Origin of the sequence: Mitsuaria sp. GD03876, assembly GCF_029840635.1 — a bacterium.
Classification (GTDB): domain Bacteria; phylum Pseudomonadota; class Gammaproteobacteria; order Burkholderiales; family Burkholderiaceae_C; genus Roseateles.
Map to the genome: position 1 here is coordinate 48,182 of NZ_JAOCCU010000037.1, position 17,967 is coordinate 66,148.

14 protein-coding genes are annotated in these 17,967 nt (G+C 71.1%); 3 read left to right on the forward strand and 11 right to left on the reverse strand.

The features are described 5' to 3' along the window. The first annotated feature begins 65 nt into the window (after window positions 1-65). The gene (locus N5D62_RS20955; RefSeq protein WP_279759834.1) at window positions 66-926 is read left to right on the forward strand and encodes a LysR family transcriptional regulator; all 861 of its coding nucleotides are present in this window, start codon (window positions 66-68) and stop codon (window positions 924-926) included. A 17-nt stretch (window positions 927-943) separates the two neighbouring features. Here the strand turns inward: N5D62_RS20955 and N5D62_RS20960 are convergent, their stop codons facing one another. The 6 genes from N5D62_RS20960 to fusA form a co-directional block, all read right to left on the reverse strand. Next, window positions 944-2,191, reverse strand: a complete 1,248-nt coding sequence (locus tag N5D62_RS20960; protein WP_279759835.1) for a type II toxin-antitoxin system HipA family toxin — start codon at window positions 2,189-2,191, stop codon at window positions 944-946. A gap of 49 nt (window positions 2,192-2,240) precedes the next feature. Then, window positions 2,241-2,978 carry a LytTR family DNA-binding domain-containing protein gene (locus N5D62_RS20965; protein ID WP_279759836.1) on the reverse strand — a complete coding sequence of 246 codons (738 nt, stop codon included), beginning with the start codon at window positions 2,976-2,978 and terminating at the stop codon, window positions 2,241-2,243. Further along, the gene (locus N5D62_RS20970) at window positions 2,975-4,147 is read right to left on the reverse strand and encodes a hypothetical protein (protein WP_279759837.1); all 1,173 of its coding nucleotides are present in this window, start codon (window positions 4,145-4,147) and stop codon (window positions 2,975-2,977) included. Before N5D62_RS20970 ends, N5D62_RS20965 begins: the two co-directional genes overlap by 4 nt. Next, window positions 4,144-5,223: a histidine kinase gene (locus N5D62_RS20975; protein ID WP_279759838.1), complete on the reverse strand. Its 1,080-nt coding sequence runs from the start codon at window positions 5,221-5,223 to the stop codon at window positions 4,144-4,146. The genes N5D62_RS20970 and N5D62_RS20975 overlap by 4 nt, the downstream gene beginning before the upstream one ends. A gap of 67 nt (window positions 5,224-5,290) precedes the next feature. Then, window positions 5,291-5,761 carry a hypothetical protein gene (locus tag N5D62_RS20980; protein ID WP_279759839.1) on the reverse strand — a complete coding sequence of 157 codons (471 nt, stop codon included), beginning with the start codon at window positions 5,759-5,761 and terminating at the stop codon, window positions 5,291-5,293. A gap of 174 nt (window positions 5,762-5,935) precedes the next feature. Further along, on the reverse strand, window positions 5,936-8,038 hold the full coding sequence (fusA, locus tag N5D62_RS20985) for an elongation factor G (RefSeq protein ID WP_279759840.1): 2,103 nt from the start codon (window positions 8,036-8,038) through the stop codon (window positions 5,936-5,938). Window positions 8,039-8,321: 283 nt separating this feature from the next. On the opposite strand from fusA, the gene N5D62_RS20990 reads away from it, so the two are divergent. Both N5D62_RS20990 and purL read left to right on the forward strand, forming a co-directional pair. Continuing rightward, window positions 8,322-8,633 carry a hypothetical protein gene (locus N5D62_RS20990; RefSeq protein WP_279759841.1) on the forward strand — a complete coding sequence of 104 codons (312 nt, stop codon included), beginning with the start codon at window positions 8,322-8,324 and terminating at the stop codon, window positions 8,631-8,633. Between the two features lie 99 nt (window positions 8,634-8,732). Beyond that, a complete protein-coding gene (gene purL, locus N5D62_RS20995; protein ID WP_279759842.1) occupies window positions 8,733-12,737 on the forward strand; it encodes a phosphoribosylformylglycinamidine synthase in 4,005 nt (1,334 codons plus the stop codon). A 6-nt stretch (window positions 12,738-12,743) separates the two neighbouring features. Here purL and N5D62_RS21000 read toward each other — a convergent pair whose 3' ends face one another. The 5 genes from N5D62_RS21000 to N5D62_RS21020 all read right to left on the reverse strand — a co-directional run. Then, a complete protein-coding gene (locus tag N5D62_RS21000) occupies window positions 12,744-14,150 on the reverse strand; it encodes a prepilin-type N-terminal cleavage/methylation domain-containing protein (protein ID WP_279759843.1) in 1,407 nt (468 codons plus the stop codon). Window positions 14,151-14,331: 181 nt separating this feature from the next. After that, window positions 14,332-15,333, reverse strand: a complete 1,002-nt coding sequence (locus N5D62_RS21005; RefSeq protein ID WP_279759844.1) for an LLM class flavin-dependent oxidoreductase — start codon at window positions 15,331-15,333, stop codon at window positions 14,332-14,334. A gap of 90 nt (window positions 15,334-15,423) precedes the next feature. Then, entirely contained in the window at window positions 15,424-16,563 is a 1,140-nt protein-coding gene (locus N5D62_RS21010; protein WP_279759845.1) for a trypsin-like peptidase domain-containing protein, read from the reverse strand. Window positions 16,564-16,572: 9 nt separating this feature from the next. Then, window positions 16,573-17,754: a two-component system response regulator gene (locus tag N5D62_RS21015; protein WP_279759846.1), complete on the reverse strand. Its 1,182-nt coding sequence runs from the start codon at window positions 17,752-17,754 to the stop codon at window positions 16,573-16,575. Beyond that, the coding region (locus N5D62_RS21020) for a hypothetical protein (RefSeq protein WP_279759847.1) at window positions 17,751-17,967 on the reverse strand (217 nt) is incomplete at its 5' end. The genes N5D62_RS21020 and N5D62_RS21015, both read right to left, overlap by 4 nt.

The following is a 17,967-nucleotide window of genomic DNA, read 5'->3' on the forward strand; positions in this document are numbered from 1 at the left end:
GTTTCATGGGGCAAATGATTTGATTTGGCGGGATTCAGCGCGCCGCTTCATTAATCTCCGGCCTCATGAGCTTCGATCCCAGCCTCCTCCAGGCCTTCCTCGCGGTGCACCAGGCCAACGGCTTCACCCGTGCGGCCGAACGCCTGCACCTCTCCCAATCGGCCGTCAGCCATCAGATCCGGCGGTTGGAGGAACTGGTCGGCCGGCCGCTGTTCGTGCGCACGACGCGACGCCTGAGCCTCACCGCCGACGGCGAGGACTTTCTGCGCCTGTCGCAGCGGATCCTGCAGGCGCAGGATGCGCTCGCGCAGCATTTCCGGCAGTCGCCGATCGAGGGCACGGTGCGCTTCGGCGTGCCGGAGAGCTTCATGAGCGAAGGCCTGCCGCGGCTGCTGCGCCAGTTCTCGCGCGGCTGCCCGAACGTGCGACTCGAGGTCAGCGTCGGCCTCACGCTGGACCTCGCGACCCTGGTGCGCGAGCGGGCGCTGGACCTCGCCGTCGTGGTGTCGGCCGCGGGCCAGGGGCGAGGGCAACTGCTGCAGCGCCTGCCGATGGTCTGGGCCGCGAGCGAGGACTTCGAGCTGTCGTTGCAGCGCTCGCTGCCGCTGGCGTATTCGCCGCCGCCCTGCGTCTGCCGGGAGATCAGCATCGACGCGCTCAACCGCGCCGGCATCGCCTGGCATGGCGCCTTCAGCTCGCACAGCCTGCAGGACCTGCGCGCGGTCGCGCTGAGTGGGCTGGCGGTGACCTCGTTCACGCGGGATCACCTGCGCCCCGGCATGGTCGCGCTGGGCGAGCGGGACGGCCTGCCGCCGTTGCCATCGCTGGACTTCACGCTCGACTACGCGGAGGAGGAGGCAGGAGCGAGAAGTCCGGCCGTGAGCGAGCTCGGGCGTCTGATCGCCGCGGCGCTCACGGCAGCTTGAAGGGGGGCACGGTCCGGTCAGCGGCCGTGCATCAGCCCGCTTTCCCACACTGCGGACATCTCCGCGAGCAGTGTCTTTGGAATGCGGTCGTCCCCGACCGCGATCTCGAGGGTCTCCCGCATGCCGGCGGCAAGGCGAGAGAGCACGGCCTTGGGATCGTCGACGCCGCAGAGCCTGCCGAATGCGATCAGTTCCTCCGTCGTCGGATAGGCCTTCGTCGCATGTCGGCCAGCAAAGAGCTTGAGCGCCATCGTGCGGTCCTCCAACTCCGGTCCGCCCGCGTACTGCGTGTAGCGATAGATCGCAGTGGTCACGACGTCGAACATGGGCGCGAGCCACGCATCCTCCGCCGATCGGTACAGAACGCCGAAGTTCTTGAGATGCGCGTCGCCGTTTCGGACCATCACCGAGAACGCCACCTGTTCAAAGAATCGATGCAACTGCGACGGCGGCAGCTGGATCAGCTGCAGCAGTTCGCAGACGCGCTGGTAGCTGCCGTGGTACTTGCGGTCCGAAAGGATGTCTCGTACCCGCTTGCCGGAGAGCGCCGCCACGTCCTCGAATCCCAGTCGCTCGACATTCCCGCCCGGGTGCGCGATCACGTCGAAGCGATCGACGAGCAGCAGCTGGCCGTCATCGGAGAGGTCAAAACCTGGCACCTCGATGCCGGCCCGCCTGGCCGCGCTCAGGCAGAGGAACTCATTCGCTGCCAGGCCGGGATAGGCCGGGCTGGCCGCCTTGACGATGAGCGACGGGATGGGAATCGTCGGCCGGTCCGGCACCATGATCTTCGGCTGCATCCCGGCGATGCCGGCCCCGGTGTTCAGGTAGGCGCGAACCAGCTCGTCGAACAGCTCCGGCGTGTAGCGCATCCGGAGCAGCGATTCCCGGCTCAGCGTTTGCGCGCGCGGGGAGGGCACCGCCCCCGGCATCGTGAATCCCAATCGTCCGATGCCGTTCTCCCCGATCAGGGCGAGCAGGTGCATCGGCGTCGTCGGCTGCTTTGGAAACAGCTGCCGGATCCTCATGAACAGGTCACCTTCCGGAAGGTTCTGATCCATGGAGGGGAACAGGTCGCCGGCCTGCCAGCTCAGCTTCGCGCTCGGCGGCATCAGCAACGACACGGAGGGCTGGTCGGGCGACGGATCCAGGTAGCGGAACTCGTAGGTGGAGCCCTTGATGAGTTGGCCAGCCTGGCCGAGGGCGCCGATGCTGACGTTGTGCAAGCTATGGCGTGCGTTCGATCGAGTTTGGCTGTAGGCCATGGCGTGCATTCGATGTGCGGCGCCGCAGCATCCATCACGCCTCGCGCGCTCACAACAACTTAAACCGATGCGCATGCGCCGGACTGACCGCCAGCGTCTCCGGCCGGTGCTTCAGCGCGATGCTCAGCTTCCCGCCCAGCGACCGGCTCACCGACTTGATCGCGCTGGCGTTGACGATGGTGGAGCGGTGCACCTGCCAGAAGCGCTCGCCGTCCAGGCGCTGGATCAGCTCCTTGAGCGGCACCGAGATCAGCGCCTCGGTGTCCGCGGTGACGACGACCACGTACTTGCTGTCCGCCCGGAAGTACAGGACGTCGTCGACAGCGATCAGCTGCAGCTCGCGGCCGAGCTGCACCGTGATCCAGCGCAGCGGCTCGATGCCCGGCGTCGCCGTCGCGCGCGCCAGGCCGGCCAGGTCGGCCGGCGTCTGGTGCAGCCGTTCCTTGAGCCGCAACAGCGTCTTGGCCATCCGCGCCGGATCCAGCGGCTTGAGCAGGTAGCCCACCGCGCCTTCGTCGAAGGCCTGCACCGCGTAGCGCTCGTGCGCGGTGATGAAGACCACATGCGCGCGCCTTCCGATCAACTGCGCGACCTCCAGCCCGGACAGACCCGGCATCTGCACGTCCAGCAGGCAGACCTCGGGCCGCAGCTGCTCGACCAGCCGCAGCGCCTCGTGCCCGTCGCGCGCCATGCCCACCACCTGCGCCTCGGGCCACTGGCGCAGCAGCTCCTCGCGGATCTCCTGCGCGAGCAGGGTTTCGTCTTCGGCGATCAGGATGCGGGTCATGTCGAGGTCGGAATGGGCCAGGTCAGGGTGAACAGGGGCAGGTCTTGCGTCACCAGCGCCAGCGCGGCCGCGTCGCCGTGCACGGCGCGCAGGCGCTGACGCAGCTCGGCCAGCGGCACGCGGGCGGCGACGCGGCGCGTGGCCTCGGCATCGGGACCGAGCGCCTGCAGCCGCAACTGGGCCAGGCCCGGCGCGTCGAGGCCGTCCCGCGTGCCCACGTGCAGCGACAGGCCCCAGAGCGTGCCGCCCGCGTCGTCCAGCAGCGGGCGCACCAGCGGCAGCAGCACCATCGGCGCGATCGGCCAGTCGGGGGCGTCGTCCAGCCGAGCGAGGTGCAGCCGCCCCATGTGGACCGGGTCGGGGCTGGCCAGGCAGGCATAGGCGCGCAGCGCGACGACCTCGCGGTCCAGCGTCGACACCTCGGCCTCGAGGTGGGGTTGCTGCGCGCGCAGCAGCTCGATCAGCATTGCCAACCGCGCCAGCGCCCTCGGCGGGTCGTGGCCGAGTTCCGCGTCGATGACGCCGAGCTGGTCCGACAGCAACGCCGGGTCCACGCGCGCCTGCAGCGCCAGCAGCTGCGCGGCGGCCAACTGGCGCTGTCGGGCAGCGGCCGCTTCCTGCAGCGCTTCCAGCCGAGCCTGCGCGCGCCGCGACTGGCGCAACTGCACGTAGACCGTCATGCCCAGCGCGTGCCAGCCCAGCGTGCTGGCGGCGAGCTTCAGGTCCTCGCTCGGTCCCCACCAGGCCGCCTTGCCCAGCACCGGATGCAGGGCCGGCGCGATGACCCACACGCCCAGCAGGATGGTGATCAGCACGACCAGCGGATAAGCGGCCCATGTCGGCAGCCGGCCGCGGTCGACCAGCGCGTCGGCGCCGCGGGTCAGCAGCACGGCGGGGACGCCGAACTGCAGCACGTTGTAGGCCGTCGTCGTGAACAGGCCCTCGCTGAGCGAGTTGGCCAGCGGCGTGCCGTTGGCCACCAAAGTACCCACGCCCACCAGCGCCATCCAGACGAGGTCGCCGCCGGGCAGCGGCCACGCCGTCGGGGACGTGGAGGGGGCTACCGCCGCCGATGGGGATGGCGACGACGATGGCGATGCCTCGAAGGTCGGCGAAGGCGCCAAGGTCTCCGGATCCTGCCTTGCCGGATCGCGAGCCGGCGCGCTCATGCGGACCTCCGGGGGAGTTGAATCCTCGCGATCAGCCCGCTGGGTTCGTTCAACAGCAGTGTCAGCCGCGCCTCGGCGCCGTACAGCGCGGCCAGTCGTGCGCGCAGCGTCACCAGGCCGGTGCCGCCGCCGCTGCCCGCGGACATGCCCACGCCGGTGTCGGCGACCTCGAGCCGCAGCTGCCCCGGCCGCTCCGGGTCGGGCCCGGCGCGCACCGCGATCTCGCCGCCGTCGACCTGCGGCGTGATGCCGTGCTTGATGGCGTTCTCGGCCAGCGTCAGCAGCGAGGTCGACGGCACGATCGCCTCGTCGAGCCCCGGCGCGATGTCGAAGACCACCGTCAGCCGCTCGGGGCCGATGCGTCGCTGGTGCAGCGCGAGGAAGGCGCGGACCAGCTCCAGCTCCCGCGCCAGCGGCGTCTGCGTCTGGCGCAGGTCGGGCAGGGCGGCGGACAGGTAGCGGCGCAGCTCGGACAGCATCTCGCGCGCCGCGGCCGGGTCGGTCTGGGCCAGCCGGCGCAGATGAGCCAGCGTGTTGAACAGGAAATGCGGCTCGACCTGCGCCTGCAGCAGCGCGCTGCGGGCTTCGTCCAGTTGCCGGGCCAGGGTGCGCGCGTCGACCTGCATCGACGCGGCGTCGGCCTCGCCCCGGCGGCGGCGGCGGTGGTACTCCACCGTCAGGCAGGCGACCGTCGCGAACATCGCATGCATCTGCAACTCGTAGGCGCTCCGCGCGATCCGCTGGCCCTCATTCATCCCGAGCAGCGCGCCGAGCGTCGGGACGATCAGCGTCAACGCCAGGATCTGCACCGCCAGGCCCCGCGGGCGGTCGGTGGCCGGCAGCCAGCGCTGCGTCAGGATCGCCAGCGCCCACAGCGCGCCGTACCACGCGGACAGTCCCATCCAAAGCCTCAGCCAGCCTTGCTCCGGCGAGCAAGCGCCCGCGAGCACCCCGAGCGAGCAGGCCAGGCGCTGAGGCAGCACCAGCCCGGCGGCCAGCGCCACGGCGAGGGCGGCGGCGAGCAGCAGCTCGCGGCGGTCGGTGTCGATGAGGCGGGCGAGGGTGGCGGACGTCATGGGGAGCCGGCGAACCGGCGAGGGCGGGAAACCGGGCGCGGCCGGATGAGGATCGTGGATCGAGGGATCAGCGTGGCGACGCGGTGACGGCGACTGCCGTCGAGGCGGCGGAGGCCGGCTGGCCCGGCGCGAAGCGGATGGTAAGCCGGTAGCCCTGCGGAACGCCGCCCTGGCAGGTGAGCGCGGGCAGCGCGATCCGCACGCGCGTCGCGTAGGCCCGGTGGCCGTCGACGGCGATGTCGCGCACCTGGCCGCGGGCATCGACTTCGAACCGGGCCTGGACCTCGCCGGCGGCGTCCACGCGCTGGGCCGCGCCGGCGAGCAGTTCTTCCAGTTGGGCCGACGCATCGGGACAGACGGCGGCCGGTGCGGACGCTGTGGATGCCGCGGCCGATGGGGATGTCGATGCGCCCGCCGCCGCGGACGCTGACGCCCCGGTGAGGCTGGACTGCGCCTGGACGGGCATGGCGATCAAGGCGCTCAACAAGAGCGAGGTGGTCGAGGTCGAGAAGAAGGCGGCGGGGATGAAGGGCGTCATGGCGGCTCCCGGTGTCAAGGTGCCGCGGAAGTTACGCAGCCACCCCGCTCAAGGCAGCACGCGCCAGACGAAGCCCGGGTTCGAGCCGACGAATCGAAGGGGAGAGGCGACGATCGTCAATGAAAAACGGGCCGCATCGCGGCCCGCTTCCTGTGACGAACGCGCGAAGCGCGTTTACTTGGCGCGCGCCGTCATGATCGCGTCCGCCACGTTCTTCGGCGCCTCGGAGTAATGCTTGAACTCCATCGTGTAGGTCGCGCGGCCCTGGGTGGCGGAACGCAGCGAGGTCGAGTAGCCGAACATCTCGGACAGCGGCACCTCGGCCTTGATGATCTTGCCGCCGCCGACCATGTCGTCCATGCCCTGCACCATGCCGCGCCGGCTCGACAGGTCGCCCATCACCGTGCCGGCGTAGTCCTCCGGCGTCTCGACCTCGACCGCCATCATGGGCTCCAGGATCACCGGGCTGGCGCGCCGGCACGCTTCCTTGAAGCCCATCGACGCGGCCATCTTGAACGCGTTCTCGTTCGAGTCCACGTCGTGGTACGAGCCGAAGGTCAGCGTCACCTTCACGTCCACCACCGGATACCCCGCCAGCACGCCGTTGGGCAACGTGTCGATCACGCCCTTCTCGACCGCCGGGATGTACTCGCGCGGCACCACGCCGCCCTTGATCGCGTCGACGAACTCGAAGCCCTTGCCCGCATCCTGCGGCTCCAGCGTGAACACCACGTGGCCGTACTGGCCCTTGCCGCCGGACTGGCGCACGAACTTGCCTTCCACGTCCTCGACCTTCTTGCGCACCGTCTCCCGGTAGGCCACCTGCGGCTTGCCGACGTTGGCCTCGACGCTGAACTCGCGCTTCATCCGGTCGACGATGATCTCCAGGTGCAGCTCGCCCATGCCCGAGATGATGGTCTGGCCCGACTCCTCGTCGGTGCGCACGCGGAAGGAGGGGTCCTCGGCCGCGAGCCGCCCCAGCGCCAGGCCCATCTTTTCCTGGTCGGCCTTGGTCTTGGGCTCCACCGCCTGCGAGATCACCGGCTCCGGGAACACCATCTTCTCCAGCGTGATGATCGCGTCCGGGTCGCACAGCGTCTCGCCGGTCGTCACGTCCTTCAGGCCCACGCACGCGGCGATGTCGCCGGCCAGGATCTCCTTGATCTCCTCGCGCTGGTTGGCATGCATCTGCAGGATCCGGCCGATGCGCTCCTTCTTGCTTCTGGTCGGGTTGTAGACCGAGTCGCCCGACTTCAGCACCCCCGAATACACCCGCACGAAGGTCAGCTGGCCCACGTACGGGTCGGTCATCAGCTTGAAGGCGAGCGCGCTGAACTTCTCGTTGTCGTCGGCCTTGCGCGTCGTGTCCTTCTCGTCGTCGTCGGTGCCGTGCACCGGCGGGATGTCCACCGGCGACGGCATGAAGTCGATCACCGCGTCCAGCATCCGCTGCACGCCCTTGTTCTTGAAGGCCGTGCCGCACAGCATCGGCTGGATCTCGCCGGCGATCGTGCGCTGGCGGATCGCGCGCCGGATCTCGGCCTCGTCCAGCTCGCCGGACTCGAGGTACTTGTTCATCAGCTCCTCGTCCGCCTCGGCCGCGGCCTCGACCATCTTCTCGCGCCACTCGTCGGCCTGCGCCTTGAGCTCCGCCGGGATCTCCTGGTACTCGAACTTCATGCCCTGCGAGGCCTCGTCCCAGACGATCGCCTTCATCTTGAGCAGGTCGATCACGCCCTTGAACTGGTCCTCCGCGCCGATCGGCAGCACGATCGGGACCGGGTTGGCCTTGAGCCGGTCCACCATCATCTGGCGCACCCGGTAGAAGTCCGCCCCGATCCGGTCCATCTTGTTCACGAAGGCCAGCCGCGGCACCTTGTACTTGTTGGCCTGGCGCCAGACCGTCTCCGACTGCGGCTGCACGCCGCCGACCGAGTCGTACACCATCACCGCGCCGTCCAGCACGCGCATCGAGCGCTCCACCTCGATCGTGAAGTCGACGTGCCCGGGGGTGTCGATGATGTTGATGCGGTGCTCCGGATAGGACAGGTCCATGCCCTTCCAGAAGCAGGTCGTCGCGGCCGACGTGATCGTGATGCCGCGCTCCTGTTCCTGCTCCATCCAGTCCATCGTCGCCGCGCCGTCGTGCACCTCGCCGATCTTGTGGTTGACCCCGGTGTAGAACAGGATGCGCTCCGTCGTCGTCGTCTTGCCGGCGTCGATGTGCGCCGAGATGCCGATGTTGCGGTAGTGCTCGATGGGGGTCTTGCGGGACATGGTGGGGCTCCAGTGGCATGAACGACCCGCGCGCGCCGCCTCGGCAGGCCCGCGTCGAGTCCGAGAACCGACCAATGTAGCGACAAGCCATGACACCCGCCATCCGCCACCTGGAAGAGCCTGGCACGCCCAAGGTGACCGGACCATGAACAAAGTGATCCCGCCGATCCGGGACGCCCCCTGAATAGGGGAGGCCAACCGGGGCGAATGGCGGTTTCCGCCCGCGGTTACGTCGTGTGACATCGCTACATTCAGCGCTCCATAAGAGATTCAGGGAGTTGCGGTGAGATCACGTGCATTTGCCGGCGGGTTGTCGTCGACCCTCGCGATCGCGGCCATGGTCCTGGGCGCGTCGAGCGCCGTCGCCGGGCCGGCCGGCCCGGCCGTCGAGGTCGCGGCGGGCATGACCTGCACCGTGCGGGACGGCTGGTGGTCGCTGGACCCGCAGCAGCCCATCCAGCCGGAACCGGTGAAGGTCCTGACGCTGAAGGCGCTGGTGACCGGCACGCCCGGCGCGTGGGTGCAGCCGCTGCGCGGCAAGCTGGCCGACCAGCAGCTGCAGCTCGCGCTGGACCGCCTGAGCGACTGCCGCTGAGGCGCGCGCGGCAGGGGAAAACCCGGGTCGATCGGCCGCGCTGGCTAGAATGCCGGGCTCACCGCCGCGGCGCGCGCGGCGCAAACCCCCCGGGATCCCATGGCCAGCACCACCTCGTCCAAGCATCTGATTCACTTCGAGGGGGGCAATGCCCTCTCGTCCTTCCGGGCCGCGGCGCTGCTGGCGCGTCTGCAGGCCGTCAGCGACCGCGTCGCCGCCGTGCACGCCCGCCATGTGCACTGGGTCTGGACCGACGCCGCGATCGACGCCGAGGGCCGCGACAAGCTGGCCGCGCTGCTGGACTACGGCGACCGGTATGAAGGCCCGGCCGACGGCGCGCTGATCGTCGTCGCCCCGCGCCTGGGCACGCTGAGCCCCTGGGCCTCCAAGGCCACCGACATCGCCCACAACTGCGGCCTGGCGATCCACCGCGTCGAGCGCGTCACCGAGTTCCGCATCACCCTCAAGGCCGGCCTGCTGGCCGGCCTCACCGGCGGCGCCAAGCCGCTGACGTCCGACGAGCTGCTGGCCTGCGCCGAGCTGCTGCACGACCGCATGACCGAGAGCGTGCTGCTGTCGCGCGAGGACGCGGTCCACCTGTTCGACGACAAGCAGGCCCAGCCGCTGGCCCACGTGGCGGTGCTGGCCCGCGGCCGCGTCGCGCTGGAGGAAGCCAACGGCGCCTGGGGCCTGGCGCTGTCCGACGACGAGATCGACTACCTGGAAGCCGCCTTCCGCAAGCTGGGCCGCGACCCGAGCGACGTCGAGCTGATGATGTTCGCGCAGGCCAACAGCGAGCACTGCCGCCACAAGATCTTCAACGCGCGCTTCACCATCGACGGCCAGGAGCAGCCGCTGTCGCTGTTCGGGATGATCCGCAACACCGAGAAGGTGTCGCCGCAGCACACCGTCATCGCCTACGCCGACAACGCCGCGGTGATGGAAGGCCATGCGATCGAGCGCTGGATGGCCGCCGGCGACCGCCGCGCGCCGAAGTACGAGGCCCGCGCCGAGACCGCGCACGTGCTGATGAAGGTCGAGACGCACAACCACCCGACGGCGATCTCGCCGCATCCGGGCGCTTCCACCGGCGCCGGCGGCGAGATCCGCGACGAGGGCGCCACCGGCCGGGGCTCCAAGCCCAAGGCGGGCCTGACCGGCTTCTCGGTGTCCAACCTGCACCTGCCCGGCCTGGCCGAGCCCTGGGAGAAGGACCCGGTCGGCAAGCCGGCCCACATCGCCAGCGCGCTGCAGATCATGACCGAGGGCCCGCTGGGCGGCGCCGCCTTCAACAACGAGTTCGGCCGGCCCAACCTGGCCGGTTACTTCCGCGTCTTCGAGCAGGACGTCGACGGCATCCGCCGCGGGTATCACAAGCCGATCATGATCGCCGGCGGCCTCGGCGCGATCCGCGCCGACCTGACCAAGAAGATCGAGTTCCCCGCCGGCACGCTGCTGATCCAGCTCGGCGGTCCCGGCATGCGCATCGGCATGGGCGGCGGCGCCGCCAGCTCGATGGCCGCGGGCACCAACACGGCCGACCTGGACTTCGACTCGGTCCAGCGCGGCAACCCCGAGATCCAGCGCCGCGCGCAGGAAGTCATCAACCACTGCTGGGGCCTGGCCGAGCGCAACCCGATCCTGGCCGTGCACGACGTCGGCGCGGGCGGCATCTCCAACGCCTTCCCCGAGCTGGTCAACGACGCCGGCCGCGGCGCGACCTTCGACCTGCGCCACGTGCCGCTTGAGGAAAGCGGCCTGGCGCCCAAGGAGATCTGGTGCAACGAGAGCCAGGAGCGCTACGTCCTGGCGATCGCGCCCGAGAGCCTCGAGCTGTTCACCGCGATGTGCGAGCGCGAACGCTGCCCGTTCGCGGTGGTCGGCGTGACGACCGACCAGCGCGAGCTGGTGCTGGAGGACGGCCCCGGCGGCGACCGCGCCATCGACATGCCGATGGACGTGCTGCTGGGCAAGCCGCCGAAGGTGCACCGCGACGTGCGACGGGTCGCCCGCTCCGGCGGCGCGCTGCGCCTGGACGGCGTCGAGCTGGCCACGGCCGCGCGCACCGTGCTGCGCCACCCGACGGTGGCCAGCAAGCGCTTCCTGGTGACGATCGGCGACCGCACCGTCGGCGGCCTGAACCACCGCGACCAGATGGTCGGTCCGTGGCAGGTGCCGGTGGCCGACTGCGCGGTCACGCTGGCCGACTTCAAGGGCTTCGCCGGCGAGGCGATGAGCATGGGCGAGCGCACGCCGCTGGCCTCGGTGGACGCGCCCGCCTCGGGCCGCATGGCGGTGGCCGAGGCCATCACCAACCTGCTGGCCGCGCCGATCGAGCTGTCGCGCGTGAAGCTGTCGGCCAACTGGATGGCCGCCTGCGGCGAGGACGGCGAGGACGCCGCGCTGTACGACACGGTCAAGGCCGTCGGCATGGAACTCTGCCCGGCGCTGGGCGTGTCGATCCCGGTCGGCAAGGATTCGCTGTCGATGCGCACCCGCTGGTCTGAAGACGGCGCGACCCGGCAGGTCACCGCGCCGGTGTCGCTGATCGTGACCGCCTTCGCGTCGCTGGCCGACGTGCGGGGCACGCTGACGCCGCAGCTGCGCGACGGCGACACGACGCTGATCCTGGTCGACCTCGGCCAGGGCCGCATGCGCATGGGCGGCTCCATCCTGGCGCAGACGCTGAACCAGTTCGGCCCCGAGGTCCCGGACCTGGACGACCCGGCGCTGCTCAAGTCGCTGGTCGCCGCGGTCAACGAGCTGCGCGGCCAGGGCAAGCTGCTGGCGTACCACGACCGCAGCGACGGCGGCCTGTTCGCCGCGGCGCTGGAGATGGCCTTCGCCGGCCAGCGCGGTGTCAGCCTCAACGTCGACATGCTGGTCACCGAGGGCGACGGCATCAGCGACAGCCGCGCCGAGATGGGTGACTCCAAGAACTGGGCGTCCCAGGTCAGCGCGCGCCGCGAGGAACTGACGCTCAAGGCGCTGTTCAACGAGGAACTGGGCGCCGTGCTGCAGGTCGCCACTGGCGACCGCGACGCGGTGCTGCAAACGCTGCGCGCGCACGGCCTGTCGCGCTCCACCCATGTCGTGGGCAAGACCAACGACACCAAGCAGGCCGAGGTCTGGCGCGACGCGAAGAAGGTCTTCGCCGCGCCGCTGCACGAGCTGCAGCAGGAATGGGACCAGGTCTCCTGGCGCATCGCCCGCGAGCGCGACAACCCCGCCTGCGCCGACCAGGAACACGCGCTGGCGTCGCAGCCCGGCAAGGGCCTGCACTGGCTGCCGACCTTCGACGTCCAGGAGGACGTGGCCGCGCCGTTCATCGCCTCGGGCGCGCGGCCCAAGGTCGCGATCCTGCGCGAGCAGGGCGTGAACTCGCACCTCGAGATGGCCTATGCGATGGCGCAGGCCGGCTTCGACGCCTATGACGTGCACATGAGCGACCTGCAGGCCGGCGCGGTCGACCTGAAGGACTTCAAGGGCGTCGTCGCCTGCGGCGGCTTCAGCTACGGCGACACGCTGGGCGCGGGCGAGGGCTGGGCGCGTTCGATCCTGTTCAACCCGGTGCTGAAGGCGGCGTTCGAGGCCTTCTTCGCGCGCCCGGACAGCTTCGCGCTGGGCGTGTGCAACGGCTGCCAGATGCTGGCGGCGCTGTCGCCGATGATTCCCGGCGCGCAGCACTGGCCCAAGTTCGTCCGCAACCGCAGCGAGCAGTTCGAGGCCCGCCTGGCGCAGGTCGAGATCGTCGACTCGCCCAGCATCTTCTTCACCGGCATGGCCGGCAGCCGGCTGCCGATCGCGGTCGCGCACGGCGAGGGCTTCGCGGACTTCTCGCAGCGCGGCAACCCGGACCAGGTGTTGCGCGCGATGCGCTACGTCGACGGCGACGGCCAGCCGACCGAGCAGTACCCGCTGAACCCCAACGGCAGCCCGCAGGGCCTGACCGCGGTGACCACGGCCGACGGCCGCTTCACCGCGTTGATGCCGCATCCGGAGCGCGTGTTCCGCAACGTCCAGATGAGCTGGACCGGCGGCGACGCCGGCGCCTTCAGCCCGTGGCTGCGGATGTTCCGCAACGCCCGCCGCTGGGTCGGCTGACGGGGCTCACCGCGGCAGCCTGACCAGGTGGTCGGCGCGCGCGTCGCCGGTCCGCGTCCAGATGCCATGCATCGGACGCGCCCGGTGCGCGTCCGGGCCGCCCCAGGCGGATTGCTGCTGCGGGCGGCAGACCATCACGTGCATCGACTCGCCGTCGAAGAACAGGCCGAGATTGCCGCCGTGCCGGCTGGGATCGTTGCCCGTCGGATCGCAGGCGGTGCCCGGGCCCTTCGTGGTGGGCAGCCGGATGCCGCCGAGCGTCGACACCACTTCATGGCTGCCGAAGTCCGCGATGCCGCGGTCGATCCTCAAGGACCCGTCGGAGATCCGCAGGTCGCTCTTGTTCAGGGCCAGCAGGCCATGGGGTTGCCAGGGGCGGGGCGGCCCTTCCGGACCCACCCGCAGTTCGGAGCGCACGCGGACCTGGCCGTCGAAGACCGCCCGCTCGTGCACCGCCAGGCCGCGGGTGCCCAGTTGCCCGACGCGGTCCAGGTCCTGGCCGTTGAAGTCCCACCGCGCCGTCGGCGGCGCCGAGCCGTCACGGCAGGCGGCGCCGGCGACGTCGCCGCAGGCGCTCGGCGCCACCTGCCGCGCCGGACCGGGGTTCAGCCGCACCGTCGCGTGGGCCGCCACCACGCCGGGCGTGCCGGTCCCGGGCTGCTCGCCGGCCACCGGATTGAGGATCTGCTGGCCTGACCATCCCCGCAGATGACGCGCCTGCTCCGGGCTTTCTCCCGGCAGCGAGATGAAACCCACCGGTCCCAGGGCGCGTCTCATCGCATGCAGCTGGGCGCCTGCGCCGAAGGGCAGGTTCCCCGTCGCGTAGAGCGACCGCGGCGTGTGCATCGTCACCGACATCACCGCCTCGGGGTCCGGCGCGCCGTCCACGGGCTGGCACCGCTCGACGCAGGCGAGGACGATCGCCAGGGCCGGCATCGCGCCGGGGCCGCCGTGGCCACCGAAGAGCGTGTGGCGCAGCGGCAGCGGCAGCAGGTCGTGCGGCGCGACGTAGCGCAGGTCCCGCAGTTCGTCGAGGGTCGGCCGCCAGGGATCGGCCACGACCGTCTGGTCCCGCACGGTGAGGCCGCAGTCCTCGGGGCTGGTGGTCGGCGCCGTCGTCGACGGCAATGCCGGCATCCCGCAGCGCGCCAGGCGCGCCGGATCGAGCAGGGCGGCGCCCCGTTCGCGCGCGTAGCGCATCACGCCGTCGAACACCCGATCGAGCCGCTGGCCGTCATGCCGCCCGGTCTCCGCCCGCCGGTCGAACTGCTCCATCTCCAGCATGGCGATGGTCAGGACCACGGTGAGGAACGTCGCCATGCTGAGCTCCAGCAGGCTGAAACCCGATTGCCGCCGCATCGGCCGGGGCGGCATCGCGCCGGGCCGAGGGCGGGAAGGGGCGGGGAGAGGCATGGCGGGGCTCCTGGGTCATCGTCAAGGTCAAGCCGACGATGTTCCCCGCGCCCCGATGTCCGCGGCAATCCGCGGAGTGGGTCGACATGTCCCCGCCCGCCATCGATATGCGGCAGGCGATTGCCCGGTTTTGGTGAATCCATGCGCCAGCCGCACCCGCGGCCGGCGCCCGGGCCGGCGCTCAGTCCGCGGTCTGCGCCGCGATGCCGGCCAGCAGCTCGTACGAGCGCCGCCGCGCCGCCGGGTCGTGGACCGCGCAGGCGACGATGAACTCGTCGGCGCCGGTGCGCTCGCGCGTCGCGAGCAGGCCCTCGCGCACGGTGCGCGGCGAGCCGACGATCGATTCCGACAGCATGCGCTCCACCGCCAGCTTCTCCCCGGCGGTCCACAGCGTGTCCATGTTGTCGACCGGACGCGGCAGCAGGCCGCGCTGGCCGCGCTGCATGCCCAGGAAGCGCTGCTGGATCGAGGTGAACAGCCGCTGCGCCTGCGCGTCGGTGTCCGCCACGACGACGGTCACGCCCACTGCCGCGTAGGGCGTCGGATGGCGTTCGCTGGGCCGGTACTGGGCGCGGTAGATCTCCAGCGCCTGCATCAGCATCGCCGGCGCGAAGTGCGCGGCGAACGCGAAGGGCAGGCCCAGGTAGGCCGCGAGCTGCGCGCCGTAGAGGCTGGAGCCCAGCAGCCACAGCGGCACCTCGGTGCCCTGGCCGGGCACCGCGCGCACGACCTGGCCCGGCTGCTCGGGCGCGAGGTAGGCCATCAGCTCCTGCACGTCCTCGGGGAAGCGGTCCTCGTGCGCGGTCGACAGGTGGCGGCGCAGCGCGCGCATCGTCGGCCCGTCGGTGCCGGGCGCGCGGCCCAGGCCCAGGTCGATGCGGCCGGGGAACAGCGTGGCCAGCGTGCCGAACTGCTCCGCGATCGTCAGCGGCGCGTGGTTGGGCAGCATGATGCCGCCCGAGCCCACGCGGATCGTCGAGGTGGCCGCGGCGATCTGGCCGATCAGCACGGCCGTCGCGGACGAAGCCACGCCGTCCATGTTGTGGTGCTCGGCGACCCAGTAGCGGGTGTAGCCCAGGCGTTCGGCATGCTGCGCGAGCTGCAGGCTCTCGTGCAGGGCCTGGGCGGCGGAACCGCCCTCGGCGATGAAGGCGAGGTCGAGGATCGAGAGTCGGGGTTGCATGGGCGCGCAGTCTAGGCGCGGGCCCCGGACCGGAGCGGCGGCAGGGTTATCGCCGGATGAGGTAGGCGCGCGCCGGCGTCCGCGCCCGGCTCAGTCGCTGCCGAGCTGGGCCTGGACCTGCCGCGTCTTGCCGCCGTTCCAGACCGACAGCGTGACCTTGTCGCCGACCTGCCGTTCCTCGAGCTCGTTGAGCAGCTCGTCCAGGTCGGCCACCGGCCGGCCGTTGACGGCGGTGATCACGTCGCCGCCGACGATGCGGCCGTCGCGTCCCCGCGAGAAGGCCTGCAGGCCCGCGCGCTGCGCGCTGCCGCCGCTCCTCAGCCCGATCAGCACCACGCCCTTGGGCAGGCGCAGGACCTGGCGCAGCTGCTCGGTGCCGGCGGTCAGGCCCAGCGCCGGGCGGATCACGCGGCCGTGCTTGATCAGCTGCGGCACGACGCGGTTCACCTCGTCGGCCGGGATGGCGAAGCCGATGCCGTTGCTGCCGCCGCTGGGGCTGTAGATCGAGGTGTTCACGCCGATCAGCCGGCCGGCCGAGTCCAGCAGCGGACCGCCCGAGTTGCCGGGATTGATCGCCGCGTCGGTCTGGATCGCGCCGCGGATCGTGCGCTGCGTCATCGACTCGATCTCGCGGTTGAGCGCCGAGACGATGCCGCGCGTCAGCGTCTGGTCCAGCCCGAAGGGGTTGCCGATCGCATACACCGTCTGCCCCACCAGCAGGTCCTTGCTGGCGCCCATCGGCACCGGCAGCAGCTTCTCGCGCGGCGCGGCGATGCGCAGCACGGCCAGGTCGCGGTCGGGATCGACGCCGACCAGGTTCGCGTCGTACGCGCTCTGGTCCGACAGCGTGACCTTGGCCGCCGAGGCGCCCCGGATCACATGGAAGTTGGTGACGACATGGCCCTGCTCGTCCCACAGGAAGCCGGTGCCGGTGCCGCTGGGCACCTCGGTCACGTTGCGCGAGAAGAAGTCGCGCTGCTGCGCCAGCGTCGTGATGTGCACCACCGACGGCGACACCTTGCGGAACACCGCGATGTTGTTCTGCTCCTGCGCGTCGAGCGGGCCGCGCGGCGTCACCGGACGCGGCTGGGCGTGCGCGACGGCGCCGGCGAGCGCCAGCGCGATGGCGGCAAGGGCGGCCAGGGCGGTGAGGCGACGACCGGAGGGCGCCGCGGGAGGGAGTGTGAGAAGGGGAGCGGGGAGGGACGGGGCGGGAGTCGTCGGGCGCATGGCGGCGGATTATCCCGGCCCGAGGTCCGGCGACAGCGCGGTGTCGATCCAGTCCTGCTTCTTGCGCAGCGACTCGTCGTCGTCGGCGAAGCGGCGGGCGATGTCCTGGAACTGCTCCTGGATGCGCAGGAAGGCGTCGACGACCTCGGGATCGAAATGCGTGCCGCGGCCCTCGACCAGGATGGCGGTGGCGGCGTGGTGCGGCATCGGGTCCTTGTAGACGCGCCGGCTGATCAGCGCGTCATACACGTCCGCCAGCGCCATCAGCCGCGCCGACAGCGGGATCGCCTCGCCGCTCAGGCCCTGCGGATAACCCGAGCCGTCCCACTTCTCCTGGTGGCCGTAGGCGATGTCCTTGGCCATCGACAGGAACACCACCGGCGTGCCGAGCTGCGCCTCGGCCTGCGCGATCGCGTCGCGGCCGAGCGCGGCATGCGACTTCATGATCTCGAACTCCTCCGGCGTGAAGCGGCCCGGCTTGAGCAGGATGCGGTCCGGGATGCCGACCTTGCCGATGTCGTGGAGCGGCGCGGACTTGAACAGCGTGGCGACGTACTCCGGCGTCAGCGGCGCGGCGCGGTTCGGATGCTCGCGCAGCGCCTCGGCCAGCGCCCGCACGTAATGCTGGGTGCGGCGGATGTGATTGCCGGTGTCGCTGTCGCGGGTCTCCGCCAGCGAGGCCATCGCCAGGATGGTCACGTCCTGGATCGCCGCCAGTTCCTCGGTGCGGCGGGCCACCTCGGCCTCCAGGTAGGCGGCCTTGTCGCGCAGGAAGTCCGCGCTGGCCTTCAGGCGCAGGTGGGTGCGCACCCGCGCCATCACGATCGGCGGGCTGATCGGCTTGGTGATGTAGTCCACCGCGCCCAGCGCCAGGCCGCGCGTCTCGTCGGCCACGTCGGACTTGGCGGTGAGGAACACCACCGGCACGTCGCGCGTGGCGGGGTCGGCCTTGAGCCGCTGGCAGACCTCGTGGCCGTCCATGCCCGGCATCATCACGTCCAGCAGGATCAGGTCGGGCCGCGGTTCGGCCGCCGCGATGCGCAGCGCCTTCTCGCCGTTGTTGGCGATCTTGACGCGGTAGCGCTCGCGCAGCAGCTCGCTCATCAGCGCCAGGTTGTCCGGCGTGTCGTCGACGACCAGCACGGTGGCGCCGTCGGTGGGGTCGGGCATCGGCGGGGCGATGGCGGTCATGCGGGGCTCCCGGACGAAGTGGGGTCGGTGTCCGTCTCGGCGTCGGCATGGGCGCTGGCGTCCTCGCGCAGCAGCGCCAGCGCGCCGTCGAAATCGAAGCGCAGGGCCGCGTCCGCCGCGCGGCGCAGGCGGCGCAGCCGCGCGGTGGGCAGCGCCAGGCCGTCGAGCATCGTGGACAGCGCCTGCGCCGTGTCGGCCGCCGACGAGTCGCTG

Coding starts and splice junctions, on each gene's coding strand:
- N5D62_RS20955 (WP_279759834.1), top strand. CDS start 66: ATGAGCTTCGATCCCAGCCTCCTCCAGGCCTTCCTCGCGGTGCACCAG.
- N5D62_RS20960 (WP_279759835.1), bottom strand. CDS start 2,191: ATGGCCTACAGCCAAACTCGATCGAACGCACGCCATAGCTTGCACAAC.
- N5D62_RS20965 (WP_279759836.1), bottom strand. CDS start 2,978: ATGACCCGCATCCTGATCGCCGAAGACGAAACCCTGCTCGCGCAGGAG.
- N5D62_RS20970 (WP_279759837.1), bottom strand. CDS start 4,147: ATGAGCGCGCCGGCTCGCGATCCGGCAAGGCAGGATCCGGAGACCTTG.
- N5D62_RS20975 (WP_279759838.1), bottom strand. CDS start 5,223: ATGACGTCCGCCACCCTCGCCCGCCTCATCGACACCGACCGCCGCGAG.
- N5D62_RS20980 (WP_279759839.1), bottom strand. CDS start 5,761: ATGACGCCCTTCATCCCCGCCGCCTTCTTCTCGACCTCGACCACCTCG.
- fusA (WP_279759840.1), bottom strand. CDS start 8,038: ATGTCCCGCAAGACCCCCATCGAGCACTACCGCAACATCGGCATCTCG.
- purL (WP_279759842.1), top strand. CDS start 8,733: ATGGCCAGCACCACCTCGTCCAAGCATCTGATTCACTTCGAGGGGGGC.
- N5D62_RS21000 (WP_279759843.1), bottom strand. CDS start 14,150: ATGCCTCTCCCCGCCCCTTCCCGCCCTCGGCCCGGCGCGATGCCGCCC.
- N5D62_RS21005 (WP_279759844.1), bottom strand. CDS start 15,333: ATGCAACCCCGACTCTCGATCCTCGACCTCGCCTTCATCGCCGAGGGC.
- N5D62_RS21010 (WP_279759845.1), bottom strand. CDS start 16,563: ATGCGCCCGACGACTCCCGCCCCGTCCCTCCCCGCTCCCCTTCTCACA.
- N5D62_RS21015 (WP_279759846.1), bottom strand. CDS start 17,754: ATGACCGCCATCGCCCCGCCGATGCCCGACCCCACCGACGGCGCCACC.